This is a genomic window from Phytopseudomonas daroniae, assembly GCF_004327285.1.
Lineage (GTDB): Bacteria > Pseudomonadota > Gammaproteobacteria > Pseudomonadales > Pseudomonadaceae > Aquipseudomonas > Aquipseudomonas daroniae.
Window position 1 is genome coordinate 143,676 of record NZ_QJUI01000005.1, and the last position, 16,383, is coordinate 160,058.

At 61.8% G+C, this 16,383-nt stretch carries 15 protein-coding genes and 4 pseudogenes; 10 read left to right on the plus strand and 9 right to left on the minus strand.

All coding sequences use genetic code 11. From position 1 onward, the window contains the following. Positions 1-61: 61 nt before the first annotated feature. From DNK06_RS07255 to DNK06_RS07265, 3 genes are all read right to left on the minus strand, one after another. The gene (locus DNK06_RS07255; RefSeq protein WP_131179365.1) at positions 62-949 is read right to left on the minus strand and encodes a lysophospholipid acyltransferase; all 888 of its coding nucleotides are present in this window, start codon (positions 947-949) and stop codon (positions 62-64) included. A gap of 88 nt (positions 950-1,037) precedes the next feature. Beyond that, positions 1,038-1,652 (minus strand): pyridoxamine 5'-phosphate oxidase family protein, encoded by a 615-nt coding sequence (locus DNK06_RS07260; protein WP_131179366.1) that lies wholly within the window; start codon positions 1,650-1,652, stop codon positions 1,038-1,040. Further along, positions 1,649-2,212 carry a DNA-3-methyladenine glycosylase I gene (locus DNK06_RS07265; RefSeq protein WP_131179367.1) on the minus strand — a complete coding sequence of 188 codons (564 nt, stop codon included), beginning with the start codon at positions 2,210-2,212 and terminating at the stop codon, positions 1,649-1,651. The genes DNK06_RS07260 and DNK06_RS07265 overlap by 4 nt, the downstream gene beginning before the upstream one ends. Before the next feature lie 292 nt (positions 2,213-2,504). Here DNK06_RS07265 and glyQ point away from each other — a divergent pair, with 292 nt between their 5' ends. The 10 genes from glyQ (at position 2,505) to DNK06_RS07315 (ending at position 12,906) form a co-directional block, all read left to right on the plus strand. Then, entirely contained in the window at positions 2,505-3,452 is a 948-nt protein-coding gene (gene glyQ / locus DNK06_RS07270) for a glycine--tRNA ligase subunit alpha (RefSeq protein WP_131179368.1), read from the plus strand. After that, positions 3,449-5,503, plus strand: a complete 2,055-nt coding sequence (gene glyS / locus DNK06_RS07275; protein ID WP_131179369.1) for a glycine--tRNA ligase subunit beta — start codon at positions 3,449-3,451, stop codon at positions 5,501-5,503. Before glyQ ends, glyS begins: the two co-directional genes overlap by 4 nt. 81 nt (positions 5,504-5,584) lie before the next feature. Then, the gene (gene gmhB, locus DNK06_RS07280) at positions 5,585-6,115 is read left to right on the plus strand and encodes a D-glycero-beta-D-manno-heptose 1,7-bisphosphate 7-phosphatase (protein WP_131179370.1); all 531 of its coding nucleotides are present in this window, start codon (positions 5,585-5,587) and stop codon (positions 6,113-6,115) included. Between the two features lie 35 nt (positions 6,116-6,150). Continuing rightward, complete coding sequence (locus tag DNK06_RS07285) at positions 6,151-6,927, plus strand: lysophospholipid acyltransferase family protein (protein WP_131179371.1); 777 nt, start codon at positions 6,151-6,153, stop codon at positions 6,925-6,927. 228 nt (positions 6,928-7,155) lie between these two features. Next, complete coding sequence (locus DNK06_RS07290; RefSeq protein WP_131179372.1) at positions 7,156-7,776, plus strand: CDP-alcohol phosphatidyltransferase family protein; 621 nt, start codon at positions 7,156-7,158, stop codon at positions 7,774-7,776. A 10-nt stretch (positions 7,777-7,786) separates the two neighbouring features. Next, complete coding sequence (locus tag DNK06_RS07295) at positions 7,787-9,544, plus strand: bifunctional alpha/beta hydrolase/class I SAM-dependent methyltransferase (protein WP_131179373.1); 1,758 nt, start codon at positions 7,787-7,789, stop codon at positions 9,542-9,544. Continuing rightward, on the plus strand, positions 9,544-10,893 hold the full coding sequence (locus DNK06_RS07300) for a phosphatase PAP2/dual specificity phosphatase family protein (protein WP_131179374.1): 1,350 nt from the start codon (positions 9,544-9,546) through the stop codon (positions 10,891-10,893). Before DNK06_RS07295 ends, DNK06_RS07300 begins: the two co-directional genes overlap by 1 nt. Next, the gene (locus tag DNK06_RS07305; protein WP_131179375.1) at positions 10,883-11,341 is read left to right on the plus strand and encodes a hypothetical protein; all 459 of its coding nucleotides are present in this window, start codon (positions 10,883-10,885) and stop codon (positions 11,339-11,341) included. Before DNK06_RS07300 ends, DNK06_RS07305 begins: the two co-directional genes overlap by 11 nt. 10 nt (positions 11,342-11,351) lie before the next feature. Continuing rightward, a complete protein-coding gene (locus tag DNK06_RS07310) occupies positions 11,352-11,972 on the plus strand; it encodes a lysophospholipid acyltransferase family protein (RefSeq protein WP_131179376.1) in 621 nt (206 codons plus the stop codon). A 1-nt stretch (position 11,973) separates the two neighbouring features. Continuing rightward, a complete protein-coding gene (locus tag DNK06_RS07315) occupies positions 11,974-12,906 on the plus strand; it encodes a phosphatidate cytidylyltransferase (protein ID WP_131179377.1) in 933 nt (310 codons plus the stop codon). Between the two features lie 614 nt (positions 12,907-13,520). On the opposite strand, the pseudogene DNK06_RS07320 reads toward DNK06_RS07315, so the two are convergent. The 6 genes and pseudogenes from DNK06_RS07320 to DNK06_RS25280 all read right to left on the minus strand — a co-directional run. After that, positions 13,521-14,534, minus strand: a pseudogene (locus tag DNK06_RS07320) (DEAD/DEAH box helicase); the annotation flags it as partial. Between the two features lie 3 nt (positions 14,535-14,537). Then, positions 14,538-14,873: pseudogene (locus DNK06_RS25505) on the minus strand (TOTE conflict system archaeo-eukaryotic primase domain-containing protein); the annotation flags it as partial. 49 nt (positions 14,874-14,922) lie between these two features. Next, positions 14,923-15,210, minus strand: a complete 288-nt coding sequence (locus tag DNK06_RS07325; protein ID WP_044315231.1) for a type II toxin-antitoxin system RelE family toxin — start codon at positions 15,208-15,210, stop codon at positions 14,923-14,925. Then, on the minus strand, positions 15,200-15,439 hold the full coding sequence (locus DNK06_RS07330; RefSeq protein WP_131179378.1) for a type II toxin-antitoxin system RelB/DinJ family antitoxin: 240 nt from the start codon (positions 15,437-15,439) through the stop codon (positions 15,200-15,202). The genes DNK06_RS07325 and DNK06_RS07330 overlap by 11 nt, the downstream gene beginning before the upstream one ends. Positions 15,440-15,765: 326 nt before the next feature. Further along, positions 15,766-16,092 (minus strand): annotated as a pseudogene (locus tag DNK06_RS07335) (group II intron maturase-specific domain-containing protein); the annotation flags it as partial. Between the two features lie 56 nt (positions 16,093-16,148). After that, positions 16,149-16,370, minus strand: a pseudogene (locus DNK06_RS25280) (transposase domain-containing protein); the annotation flags it as partial. Positions 16,371-16,383 lie beyond the last annotated feature (13 nt).

Here is a 16,383-nt window from a genome sequence, read left to right on the forward strand (position 1 = left end):
ATAACCCAAATTCTTGCCTACGCCCAGCGCATCGGCGCCTGATTGCGAAGCGCCGCGGTTTTCAGTACCAGCGCGCTTCGCCTTCCGGGCGTTTCTTGAAACGCTTCATGCTCCACATGTACTGGCTGGGATAGGCGCGTACGTACTTCTCCACCACGCCGCTCATGGCTGCCACCGCGGTGTGCATGTCCTCGCTGTACATGCCTTCCGGCGCCGCTTCGAGGATTACCTTGTAGCCCGAACCGTCGTCCAGGCGCAGGGCGTGGAGGAACACCCCCACGGCCTTGTGCCCGGCGAGCATGCCCGGCACGAACTTGCTGGTCAGCGCCACAGTGCCGCAGAAGGGCACGAACAGGCCGGCCGACAGGCTCGGCTCGGGGTCGGCCGGAATCCCCACGGCGCCGCCCTTGCGCACTTCCTTGATGACGCTGAGGATGCCTTCCTTGGTCGATGGCGCGACGCGGTTGCCCAGCTGCACGCGTTGCTCGCGCAGTAGGTCGTCCACCGCCTTGAGTTTCGGCGGGCGGTAGAAAATGATCGGTTTGCACTGCGAGCAGTAGAAGTGGTTGAGCACTTCCCAGTTGCCCAGGTGGCTGGTGATGCCGACCACCCCCTTGCCGGAGGCGAGGGCCGCTTCGAGCACTTCCAGGCCCTCGACTTCACGCACCCGAGCCAGGGATTTGTGCGCCGGCCAGACCCAGGCGCAGGCGCTTTCGGTCAGCGTACGACCGATGTCCATCAGGCTGCGGCCGACCAGCTTGTCATGCTCGGCGGCCGTCAATTCAGGAAAGCATTTGGCCAGGTTGATGCGCACCACGTCGCGCGAGCCCGATGGCAGTTTCCACATCAGCCAGCCGATCATCGCGCCGAGCGACTGCACTGCACGCCATGGCAACAGGGCGAACAAGCGCAGGGAACCGACCACCAGCGCGCCTTTGAGCTTTTCCACAAGCTGCTCCCGTCAAAAAAAGGGAGCACATTGTAACCGTCTCAGGCCAGCGTGACTGTTACATACACGCGCAGAAACGAGGAGACGTTCAGTAGAGCATGGTTTTCAGACGTTCCTGCAGCTCGCGTTCATAGGCCTGCACGTCGAACTGCGGATCCATGACCACCTTTAGGATGTCGCCTGCCGACGGCAGGCTGGAGCGTTCGACATGCCGCCCGGCATCCCACAGGCCGGAGCGCACCGCCGCCTTGGAGCACTGGAAGTAGCAGGTATCCACACTGATGCGCAGCACGCTGCGCGGCAGCTTGCCCTGCGCCATGCACAGCTCCAGCAGCTCCGGCTCCAGGGAGATGCTGGCGCGGCCGTTGACGCGGAAGCTCTCGCCGACGCCCGGAATCAGGAACAGCAGCGCCACGTGCGGGTCGTGGATGATATTGCGCAGGCTGTCGATGCGGTTGTTACCCGGACGATCCGGCAATAGCAGGGTGCGTTCGTCGAGCACGCGAACGAAGCCCGGCGCATCGCCACGGGGCGAGCAGTCCAGGCCGTCCGGGCCATGGGTGCCCAGCACCACGAAGGGCGAAGCAGCGACCAGCGCCTGATAGGGCTCGCTGAGGTAGGGAATTTCCTTGCGCAGCGAACGCTCATGGGCCTGGCCATACAGCGCCTGCAATTGTTCCAGGGTGTCGATGGTCGTGCTCAAGGGCGTACCTCCTGCTGCAGTACAGCGTAGCGATCACAATCGCGGGTGTGATCCATGACCATGCCGGTGGCCTGCATGAAGGCATAGCAGATGGTCGGACCGACGAAGGTGAAGCCGGCCTTTTTCAGCGCCTTGCTCATGGCCTCGGCTTCGGGAGTGACCGCCGGCACATCGCCGCGGCCGTCGAAATGGTTGACCTTCGGCTTGCCACCGACGAACGACCAGAGCAGCGCCACCGGATCGTCCAGGCGCAACCAGGCCTGTGCGTTCTTGCGCGCAGCCTGCAGCTTGAGGCGATTGCGGATGATGCCGGGATCCTGCATCAGGCTCTCGATGTACTCGTCGCTCATCGCAGCCAAACGCTCGGCATCGAAACCGAACAACACCTGGCGATAGCGCTCGCGCTTCCTCAGCACGGTGATCCACGACAGCCCGGCCTGGGCGCCTTCGAGCAGCAGCATCTCGAACAGGTGCTGCGGGTCGCGCGACGGCACGCCCCATTCTTCATCGTGATAGGTCTGATACAGCGGGTCGTCGTTACACCAGAAACAGCGGGGCATGGCGGTCGGCTCGGCGATGGGCGAGGAGACGAACTATAACCGCGGATCGGGGTTTTGTAGGAGCTGCGCCCCCGCGGCGAATGGCGGCCATGATGCGGTATCGCGGAGACCCACAGAAGCTTCGCCCCGAGTCGGGGCTCCTACAGGTGGTTGGCGCTCCCGCGGCTCACGACTCGCGGTCGATATAGGCCACCATCCGGTCAGCGCTTCAAGACGGCGTGGCATGCGGCTTGCGCACAGCTTCGGGTATACTCCCCGGCTTTCTGTCGCAGCCCCAACAGGTGAATTTTTCGTGAGCCAGACAACGCCTGCCGTGCGCACCTTCCAGGACTTGATCCTCGCCCTGCAACAATACTGGGCCGAGCAAGGCTGTGTGGTACTGCAACCCTACGATATGGAAGTGGGCGCCGGTACCTTCCACACCGCCACCTTCCTGCGCGCCATCGGCCCGGAAACCTGGAACGCCGCCTACGTGCAGCCTTCGCGCCGCCCGGCCGACGGCCGCTATGGTGAGAACCCCAACCGTCTGCAGCACTACTACCAGTTCCAGGTGGTGCTCAAGCCGAACCCGGAGAACTTCCAGGAGTTGTACCTGGGTTCGTTGAAGGCCATCGGCATCGACCCGCTGGTGCACGATATCCGCTTCGTCGAAGACAACTGGGAATCGCCGACCCTCGGCGCCTGGGGTCTGGGTTGGGAAATCTGGCTCAACGGCATGGAAGTCACCCAGTTTACCTACTTCCAGCAGGTCGGTGGCATCGAGTGCTACCCGGTCACCGGTGAGATCACCTATGGTCTCGAGCGCCTGGCCATGTACCTGCAGGGCGTCGACTCGGTCTACGACCTGGTGTGGACGGACGGCCAGTTCGGCAAGGTGACCTACGGCGACGTGTTCCACCAGAACGAAGTGGAGCAGTCGACCTACAACTTCGAGCACGCCAACGTCGAGAAGCTGTTCGAGCTGTTCGATTTCTACGAGAGCGAAGCCAATCGCCTGATCGAGCTGGAACTGCCGCTGCCGACCTACGAGATGGTGCTCAAGGCTTCCCATACCTTCAACCTGCTCGACGCCCGCCGCGCCATTTCGGTAACCGCGCGCCAGCAGTACATCCTGCGCGTGCGCACCCTGGCTCGCGCCGTGGCGCAGAGTTATCTGCAGGCCCGGCGCCGCCTGGGCTTCCCGCTCGCCGCCCCCGATCTGCGTGATGAAGTACTGGCCAAGCTGGAGGCAGCAGAATGAGTGCACTCGACTTTCTCGTTGAACTGGGCACCGAAGAGCTGCCACCCAAAGCCCTGAAAACCCTCGGCGATGCCTTTCTTGCCGGCGTTGAAAAAGGCCTCAAGGCCGCTGGCCTGAGCTACAACAGCGCACGCATGTATGCCGCGCCGCGCCGCCTGGCGGTGCTGGTCGAACAGCTCGCCACCCAGCAGCCGGATCGCACCCTCAACCTCGACGGCCCGCCCCTGCAGGCCGCCTTCGACGCCGATGGCAACCCGACCCAAGCGGCTCTGGGCTTCGCCAAGAAATGCGGCGTCGACCTCGCAGAGATCGACCGCAGCGGGCCGAAGCTGAAATTCAGCCAGCACATTCCCGGACAGAACGCCGCCGGCCTGCTGCCGGGCATCGTGGAAAACTCGCTGAACGAGTTGCCGATTCCCAAGCGCATGCGCTGGGGCGCGCGCAAGACCGAATTCGTCCGTCCCAGCCAGTGGCTGGTGATGCTGTTCGGCGACCAGGTGATCGATTGCGAAATCCTCGCCCAGAAGGCTGGCCGCGCCTCCCGCGGACATCGCTTCCACGCCAACCATGAGGTTCGCATCTCGGCGCCGGCCATGTACGCCCAGGAACTGCGTGCCGCCTATGTGATCGCCGATGCCAACGAGCGTCGTGAACTGATCGCCAAGCGCGTCGACCAGCTCGCCGCCGAACAACAGGGTACGGCCATCGTCCCACCCGCCCTGCTCGAGGAAGTCAGCGCGCTGGTCGAATGGCCGGTGCCGCTGGTCTGCTCCTTCGAGGAGCGCTTCCTGGAAGTGCCCCAGGAAGCCCTGATCACCACCATGCAGGACAACCAGAAGTATTTCTGCCTGCTGGACGCCAACGGCAAGCTGCTGCCGCGCTTCATCACCGTGGCCAACGTCGAGAGCAAGGATCCGGCGCAGATCGTTTCCGGTAACGAGAAGGTGGTGCGCCCGCGCCTCACCGACGCCGAGTTCTTCTTCAAGCAGGACAAGAAGCAGAAGCTGGAAAGCTTCAACCAGCGCCTCGCCAACGTGGTATTCCAGGCTCAGCTCGGCACCGTCTACGACAAGGCCCAGCGCGTGTCGGCCCTGGCCGGCTTCATTGCCGAGCGCATTGGCGGCGACGCCAAGCGCGGCGCGCGCGCCGGCCTGTTGAGCAAGTGCGATCTGGCCAGCGAGATGGTTGGCGAGTTCCCGGAAATGCAAGGCATCGCCGGTTACTACTACGCCCTGCACGACGGCGAGCCGGAAGACGTCGCCCTGGCGCTGAACGAGCAGTACATGCCGCGTGGCGCCGGTGCCGAACTGCCCGCCACCCTGACCGGTGCCGCCGTGGCTCTGGCCGACAAGCTGGACACCCTGGTCGGTATCTTCGGTATCGGCATGCTGCCCACCGGCAGCAAGGATCCCTACGCCCTGCGTCGCGCGGCCCTGGGTGTGCTGCGTATTCTCATCGAGAAGGGGCTGGATCTGGATCTGGGCGCGACCGTCGACTTCGCCATCCGCCAGTTCGGCAGCAAGGTCAAAGCCGCTGGCCTGGCACCACAGGTGCTCGACTTCATCTTCGACCGCCTGCGTGCGCGTTACGAAGACGAAGGCATAGACGTCTCCGTGTACCAAGCCGTACGTGCGGTGAACCCGCTGTCGCCGCTGGATTTCGATCAGCGCGTACAGGCCGTGCAGGCCTTCCGCAAGCTGCCGGAAGCCGAAGCCCTGGCTGCCGCCAACAAGCGTGTGTCCAACCTGCTGAGCAAGGCCGATGGCCAGATCGCCACGAGCATCGAGGCACACTACTTCGATACCCCGGCCGAATTCACCCTGAACGCCGCTATCCAGCAAGCCGACAACGCTGTGCAACCGCTGGCCCAGGCGCGTCAGTATCGCGAAGCACTGGCGCAACTGGCCTCGCTGCGCAAGCCGGTGGACAGCTTCTTCGAAGCGGTGCTGGTCAACGCCGAAGACCCCAAGGTACGTGCCAACCGTTACGCCCTGCTGGCTCGCCTGCGCGGGCTGTTCCTGGGTGTCGCCGACATTTCGGTGCTGGGCTAGAGCAACCGCAAGCTGCATGCCACAAGCTGCAAGTAGCGGCTTGGCTTGCAGCTTGAGGCTTGGAGCTTGGAGCTTGGAGCTATGAAACTGATCATTCTCGACCGCGACGGTGTCATCAATCACGACTCCGACGCCTATATCAAAAGCCTCGACGAATGGATCCCGATAGCGGGCTCCATCGAGGCTATCGCTCGCCTGAGCAAGGCGGGCTGGACGGTGGCCGTGGCCACCAACCAGTCCGGCATCGCCCGCGGTTACTACCCGCTGACCGTACTGGAAGCCATGCACGCACGCCTGCGCGAGCTGGTGGCGGAACAGGGCGGCGAAGTTGGCCTGATCGTGCAATGCCCACATGGCCCGGATGACGGCTGCGATTGCCGCAAACCGAAACCTGGCATGCTGCGACAGATCTCCGAGCACTACGGCGTACCACTGAGCGGAGTCTGGTTCGTCGGCGACAGCAGCAGTGACCTGGAAACGGCGCGAGCCGTCGATTGTCAGCCTGTACTGGTGAAAACCGGCAAGGGTCAACGCACCCTGGCCAAAGCATTGCCAGCGGGTACTCTGGTATTCGATGATCTGGCAGCGGTTGCTGCACAGCTTCTCACTTGATAGCGCAGGCCAGGCCTGCCACGGTAATTGCTCACATGTCGACAGTGCAGTTCTTCAGAACCTTCCTCTTCTATCTGTTGCTGTCTTCCAGCTCGTGCATCTGGTGCATCATCAGTATGTTCGTCGCCCCCTTCCTGCCATTCCGCGCACGTTATCGTTTCGTGGTGCAGAACTGGTGCCGCTGCGCCGTGTGGCTGGCCAAGGTGGTCGCTGGCATTCGCTACGAGATCAAAGGTCAGGAAAACATCCCCGATCAGCCCTGCGTGATTCTCGCCAAACACCAGAGCACCTGGGAAACCTTCTTCCTCTGCGCCTACTTCGAGCCGCTGAGCCAGGTGGTCAAACGCGAGTTGCTGTACGTGCCGTTCTTCGGCTGGGCGATGGCCATGCTCAAGCCTATCGCCATCGACCGCAGCAACCCCAAGGCGGCGCTCAAGCAGCTCGCCAGCCAGGGTCGCACCCGCCTGGAGCAGGGTGCCTGGGTACTGGTTTTCCCGGAAGGCACACGCATTCCCGACGGTCAGATCGGCAAGTTTTCACGCGGTGGTACGGCGCTGGCAGTGAACAGCAAGCTGCCGGTGCTACCGGTCGCGCACAACGCCGGGCAGTTCTGGCCGAAGGAAGGCTGGGGCAAGAAACCCGGTACCGTGCAGGTGGTATTCGGCCCGCCGTTGTTTGCCGAAGGCGAAGGACCACGGGCGATCGCCAACCTCAACGACCGTGCCTTCGCATGGGTCAGCCAGGCGCAGTGCGAGATTGGCGCGCTCGATCCACAGAGCAAGGCGGTGGAGACAGCCAACGATCTCGCCTGAGCAGAGACGATCTGTGGATAACCTGTTGAGAACTTTATTTTTAAAGTGAATTTCACGCTTCAAGCTACTGATAATCATGGATTTTTATCGGTACCTAAAATGTAGATAAATTGGGAATAAGTTTTCAGCAGCAACATGACAGCGTTCACGTCGGCGTATCGCTTAGCGGGTATTCAACCGGCTAAGCTGACGACCGACAGAGAACCATGACGAAACGGAGTTCGTACGATGCTTTCGATTTACCAGCTCAAACCCCGCTTCCAGGATCTGCTGCGCCCGCTGGTGCAGCGTCTCTTCGATCGTGGCGTGACCGCCAATCAGGTCACCCTGGGCGCCGCCATCGTGTCGGTGCTGATCGGCCTGCTTCTCGCCGTCTTCCCCGACCACCTCTGGCTGTTCGCGCTGATTCCGCTGTGGATGCTGCTGCGCATGGCACTCAATGCGGTGGACGGCATGCTCGCCCGGGAATTCGGCCAGCAATCCACGCTCGGCGCCTACCTCAACGAACTCTGCGACGTGATCGCCGATGCCGCGTTGTTTCTACCCTTCGCGCTGCTGCCCGAGGTTTCCCCGGTATTGGTGGTGCTGCTGGTGATTGGCGCACTGATCAGCGAATACGCTGGGGTGATGGGGCCGATGGTTGGCGCCTCACGCCGCTACGACGGCCCGATGGGCAAAAGCGACCGCGCCTTCTGTTTTGGCGTGCTCGGCGCCGGTGTGGCCAGTGGCTTGCTGCCGCTGACCTGGATCGACCCGGTTCTCGCGGTAATTGCCGCGCTGTTGCTGTATACGCTGTTCAACCGCGTACGCCAGGGTCTGGCGCAAGCGGCTTCCTCCAACGTGGAATAGGGACGCTCCGATGACAGAAGCCCGCTCGAACACCTTCACGACTCACGACGGCGTCAGCCTGTTCTACCGTCACTGGCCCGCTGCCGATACGCAACCGAACGAACCACGCCGCGCCATCGTCATGTTCCACCGCGGCCACGAGCACGGCGGGCGCATGGCCCACCTGGTCAAAGAGCTGGGCCTGCAAGGCTTCGACTTCTTCGCCTGGGACGCCCGCGGCCACGGTGAATCACCGGGCGAACGGGGCGACAGCCCAAGCTTCGCCACCAGCGTGCGCGACGTGCAGACCTTTATCGATCACATCGCCGCCACCCACGGCATCGCCAGCGAAGACATGGTGGTGCTGGCACAAAGTGTCGGTGCGGTGATCATCTCCACCTGGGCCCACGACTACGCTCCGAAGATCCGCGCCCTGGTGCTCGCCTCGCCAGCCTTCAAGGTCAAACTGTACGTACCCTTCGCTCGTTCGGGGCTGAAGCTGATGCGCACCTGGCGCGGCAACTTCTTCGTCAACAGCTACGTGAAGGCCAAGTACCTCAGCCACGACCCGCAGCGCATCGCTTCTTTCGAACAGGATCCGCTGATCAGCCGACCGATCTCGGTGAACATGCTGCTGGGTTTGTACGACGCCGCCGAGCGTGTCGTCGCTGACGCCCAGGCCATCCAGATTCCTACCCAGTTGCTGATCTCCGGCAGCGATTTCGTGGTGCACCGCAAACCCCAGGAGCAGTTCTTCAAGCGCCTGAGCAGCCCACACAAAGAACAGCACATCCTGCCAGGGTTCTTCCACGACACCTTGGGTGAGCGCGACCGCGCCCATGCCCTGACGCGCATTCGTCGCTTCGTGCTGAAGGTCTTCGAAGAGCCACTGCAACGCCAGCCCCTGCTCGATGCCGACCGCCTCGGCTGGAGCTGCGCCGAGGCCGAGGAGCTGGCCGCGCCACTGCCGAAGAACTCGCCACGGGATATCTATTGGCGCGCCACCCGCGCCGGACTGAAGCTCGGCAGCGGACTGGCCGCAGGTGTGAAGCTGGGCTTCGATACCGGCTTCGATTCCGGCAGTACCCTGGATTACGTGTACCGCAACACCCCGACCGGCACCTCGCCGCTGGGCCGACTGATCGACCGCAACTACCTCGATTCCATCGGCTGGCGTGGTATTCGCCAGCGCAAGGTGCACGCAGAGGAACTGCTGCGCCTAGCCATGAGCAAATTGCGTGAGCAGAGCCGCGAAGTGCGCATCGTCGATATCGCCGCCGGTCACGGCCGCTACATCCTCGAAGCGCTGGAGCAGGGCAGCGAGAAACCCGACTCGATCCTGCTACGCGATTACAGCGACATCAATGTGCGCGATGGAGCGGCGCTGATCGAACAGAAGGGCCTGGGCAGCATCGCCCGCTTCGTCAAGGGCGATGCCTTCGACAGGGCTGATCTGGCGGCGCTGGATCCCAAGCCGACCCTGGCAGTGGTCTCCGGCCTCTACGAGCTGTTTGGCAGCAACGCCATGGTCGGCGATTCCCTGGCCGGTCTGGCGGCTGCCGTGGAAGAGGGCGGTTACCTGATTTACACCGGCCAGCCCTGGCACCCGCAGCTGGAGCTGATCGCCCGTGCGCTGACCAGCCACCGCGACGGCCAGGCCTGGGTGATGCGTCGTCGCAGCCAGGCGGAAATGGATCAGTTGGTGGAGGCTGCCGGCTTTCGCAAGCTGACCCAGCGCATCGATGAGTGGGGCATTTTCAGCGTGTCCCTGGCCCAGCGGGTGTCCTGATGACGCCCGCCGCGGTCATCCGGGAAACCGGGTTATGGAAGCGCGGCGTACTCTGGCTGTTGCTACTCGCGCCACTGTTCTTCGGCACCTACGGCTTCGCCAACTGGTTCACCGGCCAGCGCGATGACGTCGGTAGCCTGGTGTTCGCCTGGGAGCAGCAGATTCCGCTGTGGCCCTGGACAATCATTCCCTATTGGTCGATCGACCTGCTCTACGGCCTGTCCTTCCTGTTGCCCGCCACCCGTGGCGAGATGGATCGTCACGGCCTGCGCCTGGTCACGGCACAAGTGATCTGCATCGCCTGCTTCCTGCTCTGGCCACTGCGGTTCACCTTCGACCGCCCGGCTCTGGATGGTCTGTTCGGGCTGATGTTCGATGTGCTGATGGGCTTCGACAAACCCTTCAACCAGGCGCCTTCACTGCATATCACGCTGTTGGTTGTGCTGTGGGCCTGCTTCGCGCATTACGCGGCCGGACTGTGGAGGGTGGTATTGCACGTCTGGTTCTTCCTGATCGGACTTTCGGTACTGACCACCTGGCAGCATCATTTCATCGACGTGCCGACCGGTATGCTCGCCGGCTTCTTCTGCCTGTGGTTGTGGCCCAGCGAAGGGCGCAGCCCGTTGTTCGCCTGGCGTCTGGCGCGCGACCCACAGCGCTGGCGGCTGGCTTTGCGTTACGGCTTCGGCGCGGCTCTGTGCAGTGCGCTGGCGATCCACTTCGGCGGCTTCGCCCTGTGGTTGCTGTGGCCGGCATTGTCGCTGCTGATGGTGGCGCTGAATTACGCGTTGTTCGACGCCCAGGGCTTTCAGAAGCGCGCCGATGGCCGCCTGAGCGCCGCCAGCAACTGGCTGTTGGCGCCCTATCTGGCTGCCGCCTGGATCAATTCCCGGGCCTGGACGCGCAATCATCCGCTGCCCGATGAAGTAGCCGACGGCGTCTGGCTCGGCCGCATTCCTGCACGTGGAGAAGGGCAGGCCTTCGCGGCAATTGCCGACCTGTGTGCCGAGTTGCCCTGCCGCGTGGAAGGAAAGGTCTACCGTGAGCTGGCCAGCCTCGATCTGGTCGCACCCAGCACCGCGCATTGCCTGCAGGCCGCCGTGGCTATCGAAGATCTTCGCCAGCACGGGGCGGTACTGGTCTGCTGCGCACTGGGCTATTCACGCAGTGCCACCGCCATCGCAGCCTGGCTGCTGCACAGCGGCCGCTGCAGGAGCGTCGCAGAGGCCGTTTCGCTGCTTCGCCAGGCTCGCCCCCGGGTTGTACTGGGAAACGCCCATTTAGAGGTGCTGGAGGGCGTTCTGGCGCAACCCGCATCCACTCAGGGAGTCGCTCTGCATGGCCAGTGAAATGCAGCTACAACTGGTCGCCGGCCTGTTAAGGCGCGGCAAGTCCCTCGACCGCCTATCCAGCGGCTTGAGCCTGCTGGCTCTGATCATCGGCCTGGGGCCTTTGCTCGGCTTCATGGCGCTCACGACCGGAGGCGCTGTTTGCGTCGCGCTGCTGATCTGCGGCCTGCTGCAAAAGTACTACGCCCTGCGCGTGGCACTGGATGCCGAGCTATTCGCCAGCCTGGCCGCGGCACCTGAACAGCTCGACAGGCGCACAGCCGAACTCGACCAGGCATTGCTCCTGATCGGCCATAAGGCCAATCAAGGCTCACGCTCCTGGGAACAACGCAGCCAGGGCGCGTTGCGCCTGCTGCGTCTGCAGACCCTGTGGCTCGGTCTGCAACTGCTCATCGCCCTGGCGGCTATCGTGCTGATGCCCTGGCTTTCACACATTCGATTCGGATAAGGAACTGTCCATGCTTGCTTCCCTGGTCGCCTTTCTCATTACCTCCGGTGCGCGCTTGCTCACCGGTGCCCGTGCCCTCTGGCTAGGCAGCACCGCGCAACCGGTGCAGCGCATCTACTACGCCAACCACAGCAGCCACGGCGACTTCGTGCTGCTCTGGGCGTCGCTCCCCGCCGAACTGCGCAAACGCACCCGTCCGGTAGCTGGCTCGGATTACTGGATGAAGGGCACCCTGCGCAGCTTCCTGATCCAGCGCGTATTCAATGGCGTGCTGGTCGACCGCCAACGCAGCGATCCGAGCAGCAATCCCCTGCAGGCGATGCTCGATGCCCTGGAACAGGGCGACTCGCTGATCGTCTTTCCCGAAGGCACCCGCAACCTGGAGGAGGGCTTGCTGCCGTTCAAGAGCGGCCTTTACCACCTGGCCAAGACGCGGCCGGACGTCGAGGTGATCCCGGTGTGGATCGCCAACCTCAACCGGGTGATGCCCAAGGGCCGAGCCTTGCCGTTACCGTTGCTGTGCACCCTGAATTTCGGCGCGCCGCTGGGCATGGGCGAGGAGGAGGGCAAAGAGGCCTTCCTGGAACGCGCCCGCGACGCCCTGCTGGCCCTGGCTCCCGAGGAGGTTTGAGATGGATCGCAATACCTTGCTGTTGTTCGCCGGCATTGGCGGCATCCTGCTGCTGGCCAGCCTGATCGGCTGGTTGCTGAAACTGCGCGCCGGCCCTGGCCCGCACCCGGTCATCGACAACCTCAACGCACGCATCAATGCCTGGTGGGCGATGGTGCTGGTGATCGGCTTCGCCTTTCTGTTCGGCTATATCGGCGTGGTGGTGCTGTTCTACTTCGTGTCGTTCTATGCCCTGCGCGAGTTCATGACCCTGACCCCGACCCGGCGCAGCGACTACCCGGCACTGGTCGCCGCGTTCTACTTCGCGCTGCCGATGCAGTACCTGCTGATCGGCATCGGCTGGTACGGCCTGTTCGCCATCTTCATCCCGGTCTACCTGTTCCTGCTGCTGCCGATTCTGTCCTCCCTCGGTGGCGACACCACACGCTTCCTCGAACGGACGTCCAAGGTGCAGTGGGGGCTGATGATCGCCGTGTACTGCATCTCCAGCGTACCGGCTCTGCTGACCCTGGACATCGCCGGCTACGAGGGCCGCAACCTGCTGCTGATCGCCTGGCTGGTGATCGTCGTGCAGATCTCCGACGTGCTCCAGTACGTCTGCGGCAAGCTTGCAGGCAAACGCAAGATCGCCCCCAACCTGTCCCCGTCGAAGACCGTGGAAGGCTTCTTCGGTGGCGTGGCACTGGCGACCCTGATCGGCGCCTCGCTGTACTGGATCACCCCGTTCGCCTTCTGGCAGGCCGGCCTGTTCGCCTTGCTGGTGTGCCTGCTCGGCTTCGCCGGCGGCCTGGTGATGTCGGCGATCAAGCGCGACCGCGGCGTGAAGGATTGGGGCCATATGATCGAAGGGCACGGCGGCATGCTCGATCGCCTCGACTCGGTCTGCTTCGCCGCCCCGGTGTTCTTTCATATGGTGCGGTACTGGTGGGGGTGAGCTCTCCAGCCAATCAGTAAATGACTGATTAATAATAAAAAACCCGGCTAAAGGCTAATGCCAGTCAGTTAAGCATTGGGCCCGCAAACGGCGGTTTTCCCTGGCTCTGTGGGAGCCGCGCCCCTGCGTCGATTGGTGGCCATGACACGGTTTGTGGAAAGGCCACCATCGCATCGCGCCGAGGTCGACGCTCCTACACGAGCGGCAGTTTACCGCTAAAAACCTTATCTGATCGGCATTAGGCTAAAGGCCGGATTTTTTATGCACCGCCGAATGACATGTCGCCGGGGCGACAAAGATGTCATTCTGTTTGCCATAAAAATCAATGACCTAGGTTAGAAATGGGCACAATTATTGGCATGATTGAGCTACAAAAAATGGGCATTTTCTGTCGAAATGACCGCAATTAGTGTCATTTTCCGCAGCCCCCTGAAACGAGCCGCGTGCAGCACTACATTTCGGTAATATAACCTATGCGCTGGAGGCAGATCTCAAGCCACAGCCTGGATTGACAACCTGTCAATGCAACCCAGATTACGGCGAATCCATCGTGTAGGGAACAGCCGACTTCCAACTTCGACAGGCGGAAAGCTTGATGGCTGCCTGAGGACTCATTAGCCCTTTCCCAGCAGCTCTATTGAGCTGGACGAATCAGCAAATCGATACCCCATAGCCTTGTAACCCGCTTGGCGCTTGCTCCACATACGAAGCAAAGCAGGATGTCCGGCATCGATGAAGTCGATAATGCGCACATCAGCCTTACTCGCATGTTCCCGGTGCAGGCGGCCCGCATACTGCTGGAGAGTGCCCTTCCAGGAAACCGGCATGGCCAGTACCAAGGTATCCAGTGCCGGGTGGTCGAAACCCTCACCAACCAATTTCCCGGTTGCCAGGATTACCCGTGGTGCATCGGGTGGCAGTGCTTCCAGCTCACCGATTAGGGCAGTGCGTTGCTTCTTGGACAACCGCCCATGCAGCGTGAACAGGTTCTCGACCCGACCAACCAGCTGCCCCTCAATGGCGTTGAGGTGATCCGTTCGCTCCGTCAGCACAAGCAGCACAAGGATCTTCCGGTCTTGGTCAAAAGCGCCTCCAACCTCGGCAACAATCTTGGCTGTTCGCTCCGTGTCGCTGCACACCTGCAAGAAGACATCTTGGATGCCTGTTCCTTCAGGCATGACTATCGGTCGAGAAAGCAACCGTGGCATTACGGCTAGATCAGCTGGAGCACTCTCGGGCCTGCTCGCGGTATGCCGAATGGGCCCGCACTGCATGAAGATAATCGGCTGCTGGCCATCACGACGTACTGGCGTAGCGGTCAGACCCAACACATATTTGGCCCCAGCAGCCTTGAGGAGGGCCTCGAACGAAAAAGCTGATAGGTGATGGCATTCATCAACGATAATTTGCCCGTAGCTTTTAACCTACTCGCTGACTTCACCTTGCCGCGACAAGGACTGCATCACGGCAATATCGATGATGCCTGTCGGCTTGGCCTTACCACCGCCTATGGTTCCGACCTTCGTTTTGTCTACGCCCAGAAACGCCTGCAACCTCTCCTTCCACTGCTGGAGCAATTCCGTCCGGTGCACCAGCACCAGTGTGTTTATACCGCGCCTGGCAATCAGCGGCAGGAGCTGACGGTATGTGCAATCCCCGCACTTGATCCGTGGCTTCTCACACACACCCGCTCGCCATTCATTGGCGCACGCGGGCGAGTAGCCCGATTTACCGGTCTTGCTTTCCCAACGCACGGGGAATACATCGGCCCTGCCCCGAAACAGTCGCTTGAACAGCGCCAGCTTGGCATCCGTGTCGAGACTCGACCTTAATAATAGAGGTGGACTAGCCGGCTCAAGTTGCGGCGGCTCATCAGGCAAGCGCCACTCGATACCATGACTTTCCAGCAGAGCGATCAAGCGAGCATTTTCGGCCCGTAAATGCTCAAGCAGATCACCACCATCCATCGTACCTAGACCACCTTTTCAGTCAGAGGGGAACAGCTGACCCAGCTAGCTATTTAAGGCGCTCGGCTGCCTTGCGGTACGCCTGCTCACGTTCACGGCGGTCAACCGCGACCACAAACACCACCACCTCATGGTCAAGCACCTGGTACACCAGGCGATAACCACTGCTGCGCAGCTTGATCTTGTAGCAGTCCGGCAGCGAATGGAGCCGATTGGCTTCAATTCGCGGATTGAGCAACACCTCAGCGAGCTTTTTCTTGAGCTGTTGGCGAACGGTATCACCCAGCTTTTGCCATTCCTTCAGTGCTCGTGCATCAAACTCAAGGCTATAGGTCATCCAGCGCAACCTTCACGCGCTGGGGAGCGGCCAAGCGCTCACGAACCGTGCCGATTAACGCTTCATCTTCCTCGGTCATCAGCACTGGACGAAATGGCAGCTGTCCGCGCTCGGCCACATACTGCAAGGCTTGGCGCATCAGTTCAGAAGGGGTGACGCCGAGCTTTTCCAGCTCCCGGTAAGCCCGGACTTTAAGCTCGTCGTCGATGCGGATATTGATGGAAGCCATAGTGGCAGACACCTGTAATGACATTTGTCATTACAATGCCGGTCTTACGGCTTTTTGGCAACCACTTGATCAACACCCGACTCAGCGATTGACGGGGATGTGGGTGATGCTCAGCGCCACGCTGCTCGGGACTTTATTAACAATTCTGATAAGAAAATCTCGACGGTGCCAACCCACTTACCAGGTAGCAGCTGCCCATACTGAGTTGGATACAGGTTGATTGTATTTCCTTGGCGCAATCGGCATAGGAGGTGGCCTTCATAGGCCGCTCCCCTGCCACACCACCCGGCATGCGGATCCGCACCGGGCGGTTGGAGAGATTGAGGTCATGAGAGACGTGGCACACCCAGCCGATCAAAGTAGACAATCGTCAATACGTGTTGGATGCCAGACAGACTATTATGCCACCAGCAGCGGCTCAAGGCCGCCACCGATTGCGCTACCCGGTGGCTGGCTCCCAGTTGGATCAGCTCCCGATAAATCGTCTTGCCACGTCGCCACTGTTTGAGCTGTATGGTACGCAGAGGACGACGCAACCACTCATCCAGCCTGCGCCAGACTCGTGGGGTTTGCGCCAACCCAAAGTACCCTTTCCAGCCCAGCAGGTAACGCCGTAGCTTCTCCACCACCTCTGCCATGCTGCGCCCACCGCTGCACTGGGCGCAGGAGCCAACCCCTGTCCATCGGATAGACCCAGTTGCTGCACGATCAGCCAGATGGGTTCGTTCTTGAACAAGGCCATCCCCACGACCAGCCACACAATGCGCTCAGCCGGCAGGCGCCGACGGCGAAGCGAAACTGTTCCGGTCAGCCTCAAGGCCTCCTCGATCCATAACGGATCAATCAGTTGCGAGAACCGCTCGAAGGAGGCTGGATTGAGTTCGGCGGTCTGCCGGAGTGCTTGCTGGATAGACATAAAAAACAGGCTCATGGAAATCCAGGAG

What these genes read in the sequence shown, in the direction of transcription:
- DNK06_RS07265 (WP_131179367.1), bottom strand. Translation starts at nt 2,212, where the DNA reads ATGCCCCGCTGTTTCTGGTGTAACGACGACCCGCTGTATCAGACCTAT.
- glyS (WP_131179369.1), top strand. Translation starts at nt 3,449, where the DNA reads ATGAGTGCACTCGACTTTCTCGTTGAACTGGGCACCGAAGAGCTGCCA.
- gmhB (WP_131179370.1), top strand. Translation starts at nt 5,585, where the DNA reads ATGAAACTGATCATTCTCGACCGCGACGGTGTCATCAATCACGACTCC.
- DNK06_RS07285 (WP_131179371.1), top strand. Translation starts at nt 6,151, where the DNA reads ATGTCGACAGTGCAGTTCTTCAGAACCTTCCTCTTCTATCTGTTGCTG.
- DNK06_RS07290 (WP_131179372.1), top strand. Translation starts at nt 7,156, where the DNA reads ATGCTTTCGATTTACCAGCTCAAACCCCGCTTCCAGGATCTGCTGCGC.
- DNK06_RS07295 (WP_131179373.1), top strand. Translation starts at nt 7,787, where the DNA reads ATGACAGAAGCCCGCTCGAACACCTTCACGACTCACGACGGCGTCAGC.
- DNK06_RS07300 (WP_131179374.1), top strand. Translation starts at nt 9,544, where the DNA reads ATGACGCCCGCCGCGGTCATCCGGGAAACCGGGTTATGGAAGCGCGGC.
- DNK06_RS07305 (WP_131179375.1), top strand. Translation starts at nt 10,883, where the DNA reads ATGGCCAGTGAAATGCAGCTACAACTGGTCGCCGGCCTGTTAAGGCGC.
- DNK06_RS07310 (WP_131179376.1), top strand. Translation starts at nt 11,352, where the DNA reads ATGCTTGCTTCCCTGGTCGCCTTTCTCATTACCTCCGGTGCGCGCTTG.
- DNK06_RS07315 (WP_131179377.1), top strand. Translation starts at nt 11,974, where the DNA reads ATGGATCGCAATACCTTGCTGTTGTTCGCCGGCATTGGCGGCATCCTG.
- DNK06_RS07325 (WP_044315231.1), bottom strand. Translation starts at nt 15,210, where the DNA reads ATGACCTATAGCCTTGAGTTTGATGCACGAGCACTGAAGGAATGGCAA.
- DNK06_RS07330 (WP_131179378.1), bottom strand. Translation starts at nt 15,439, where the DNA reads ATGGCTTCCATCAATATCCGCATCGACGACGAGCTTAAAGTCCGGGCT.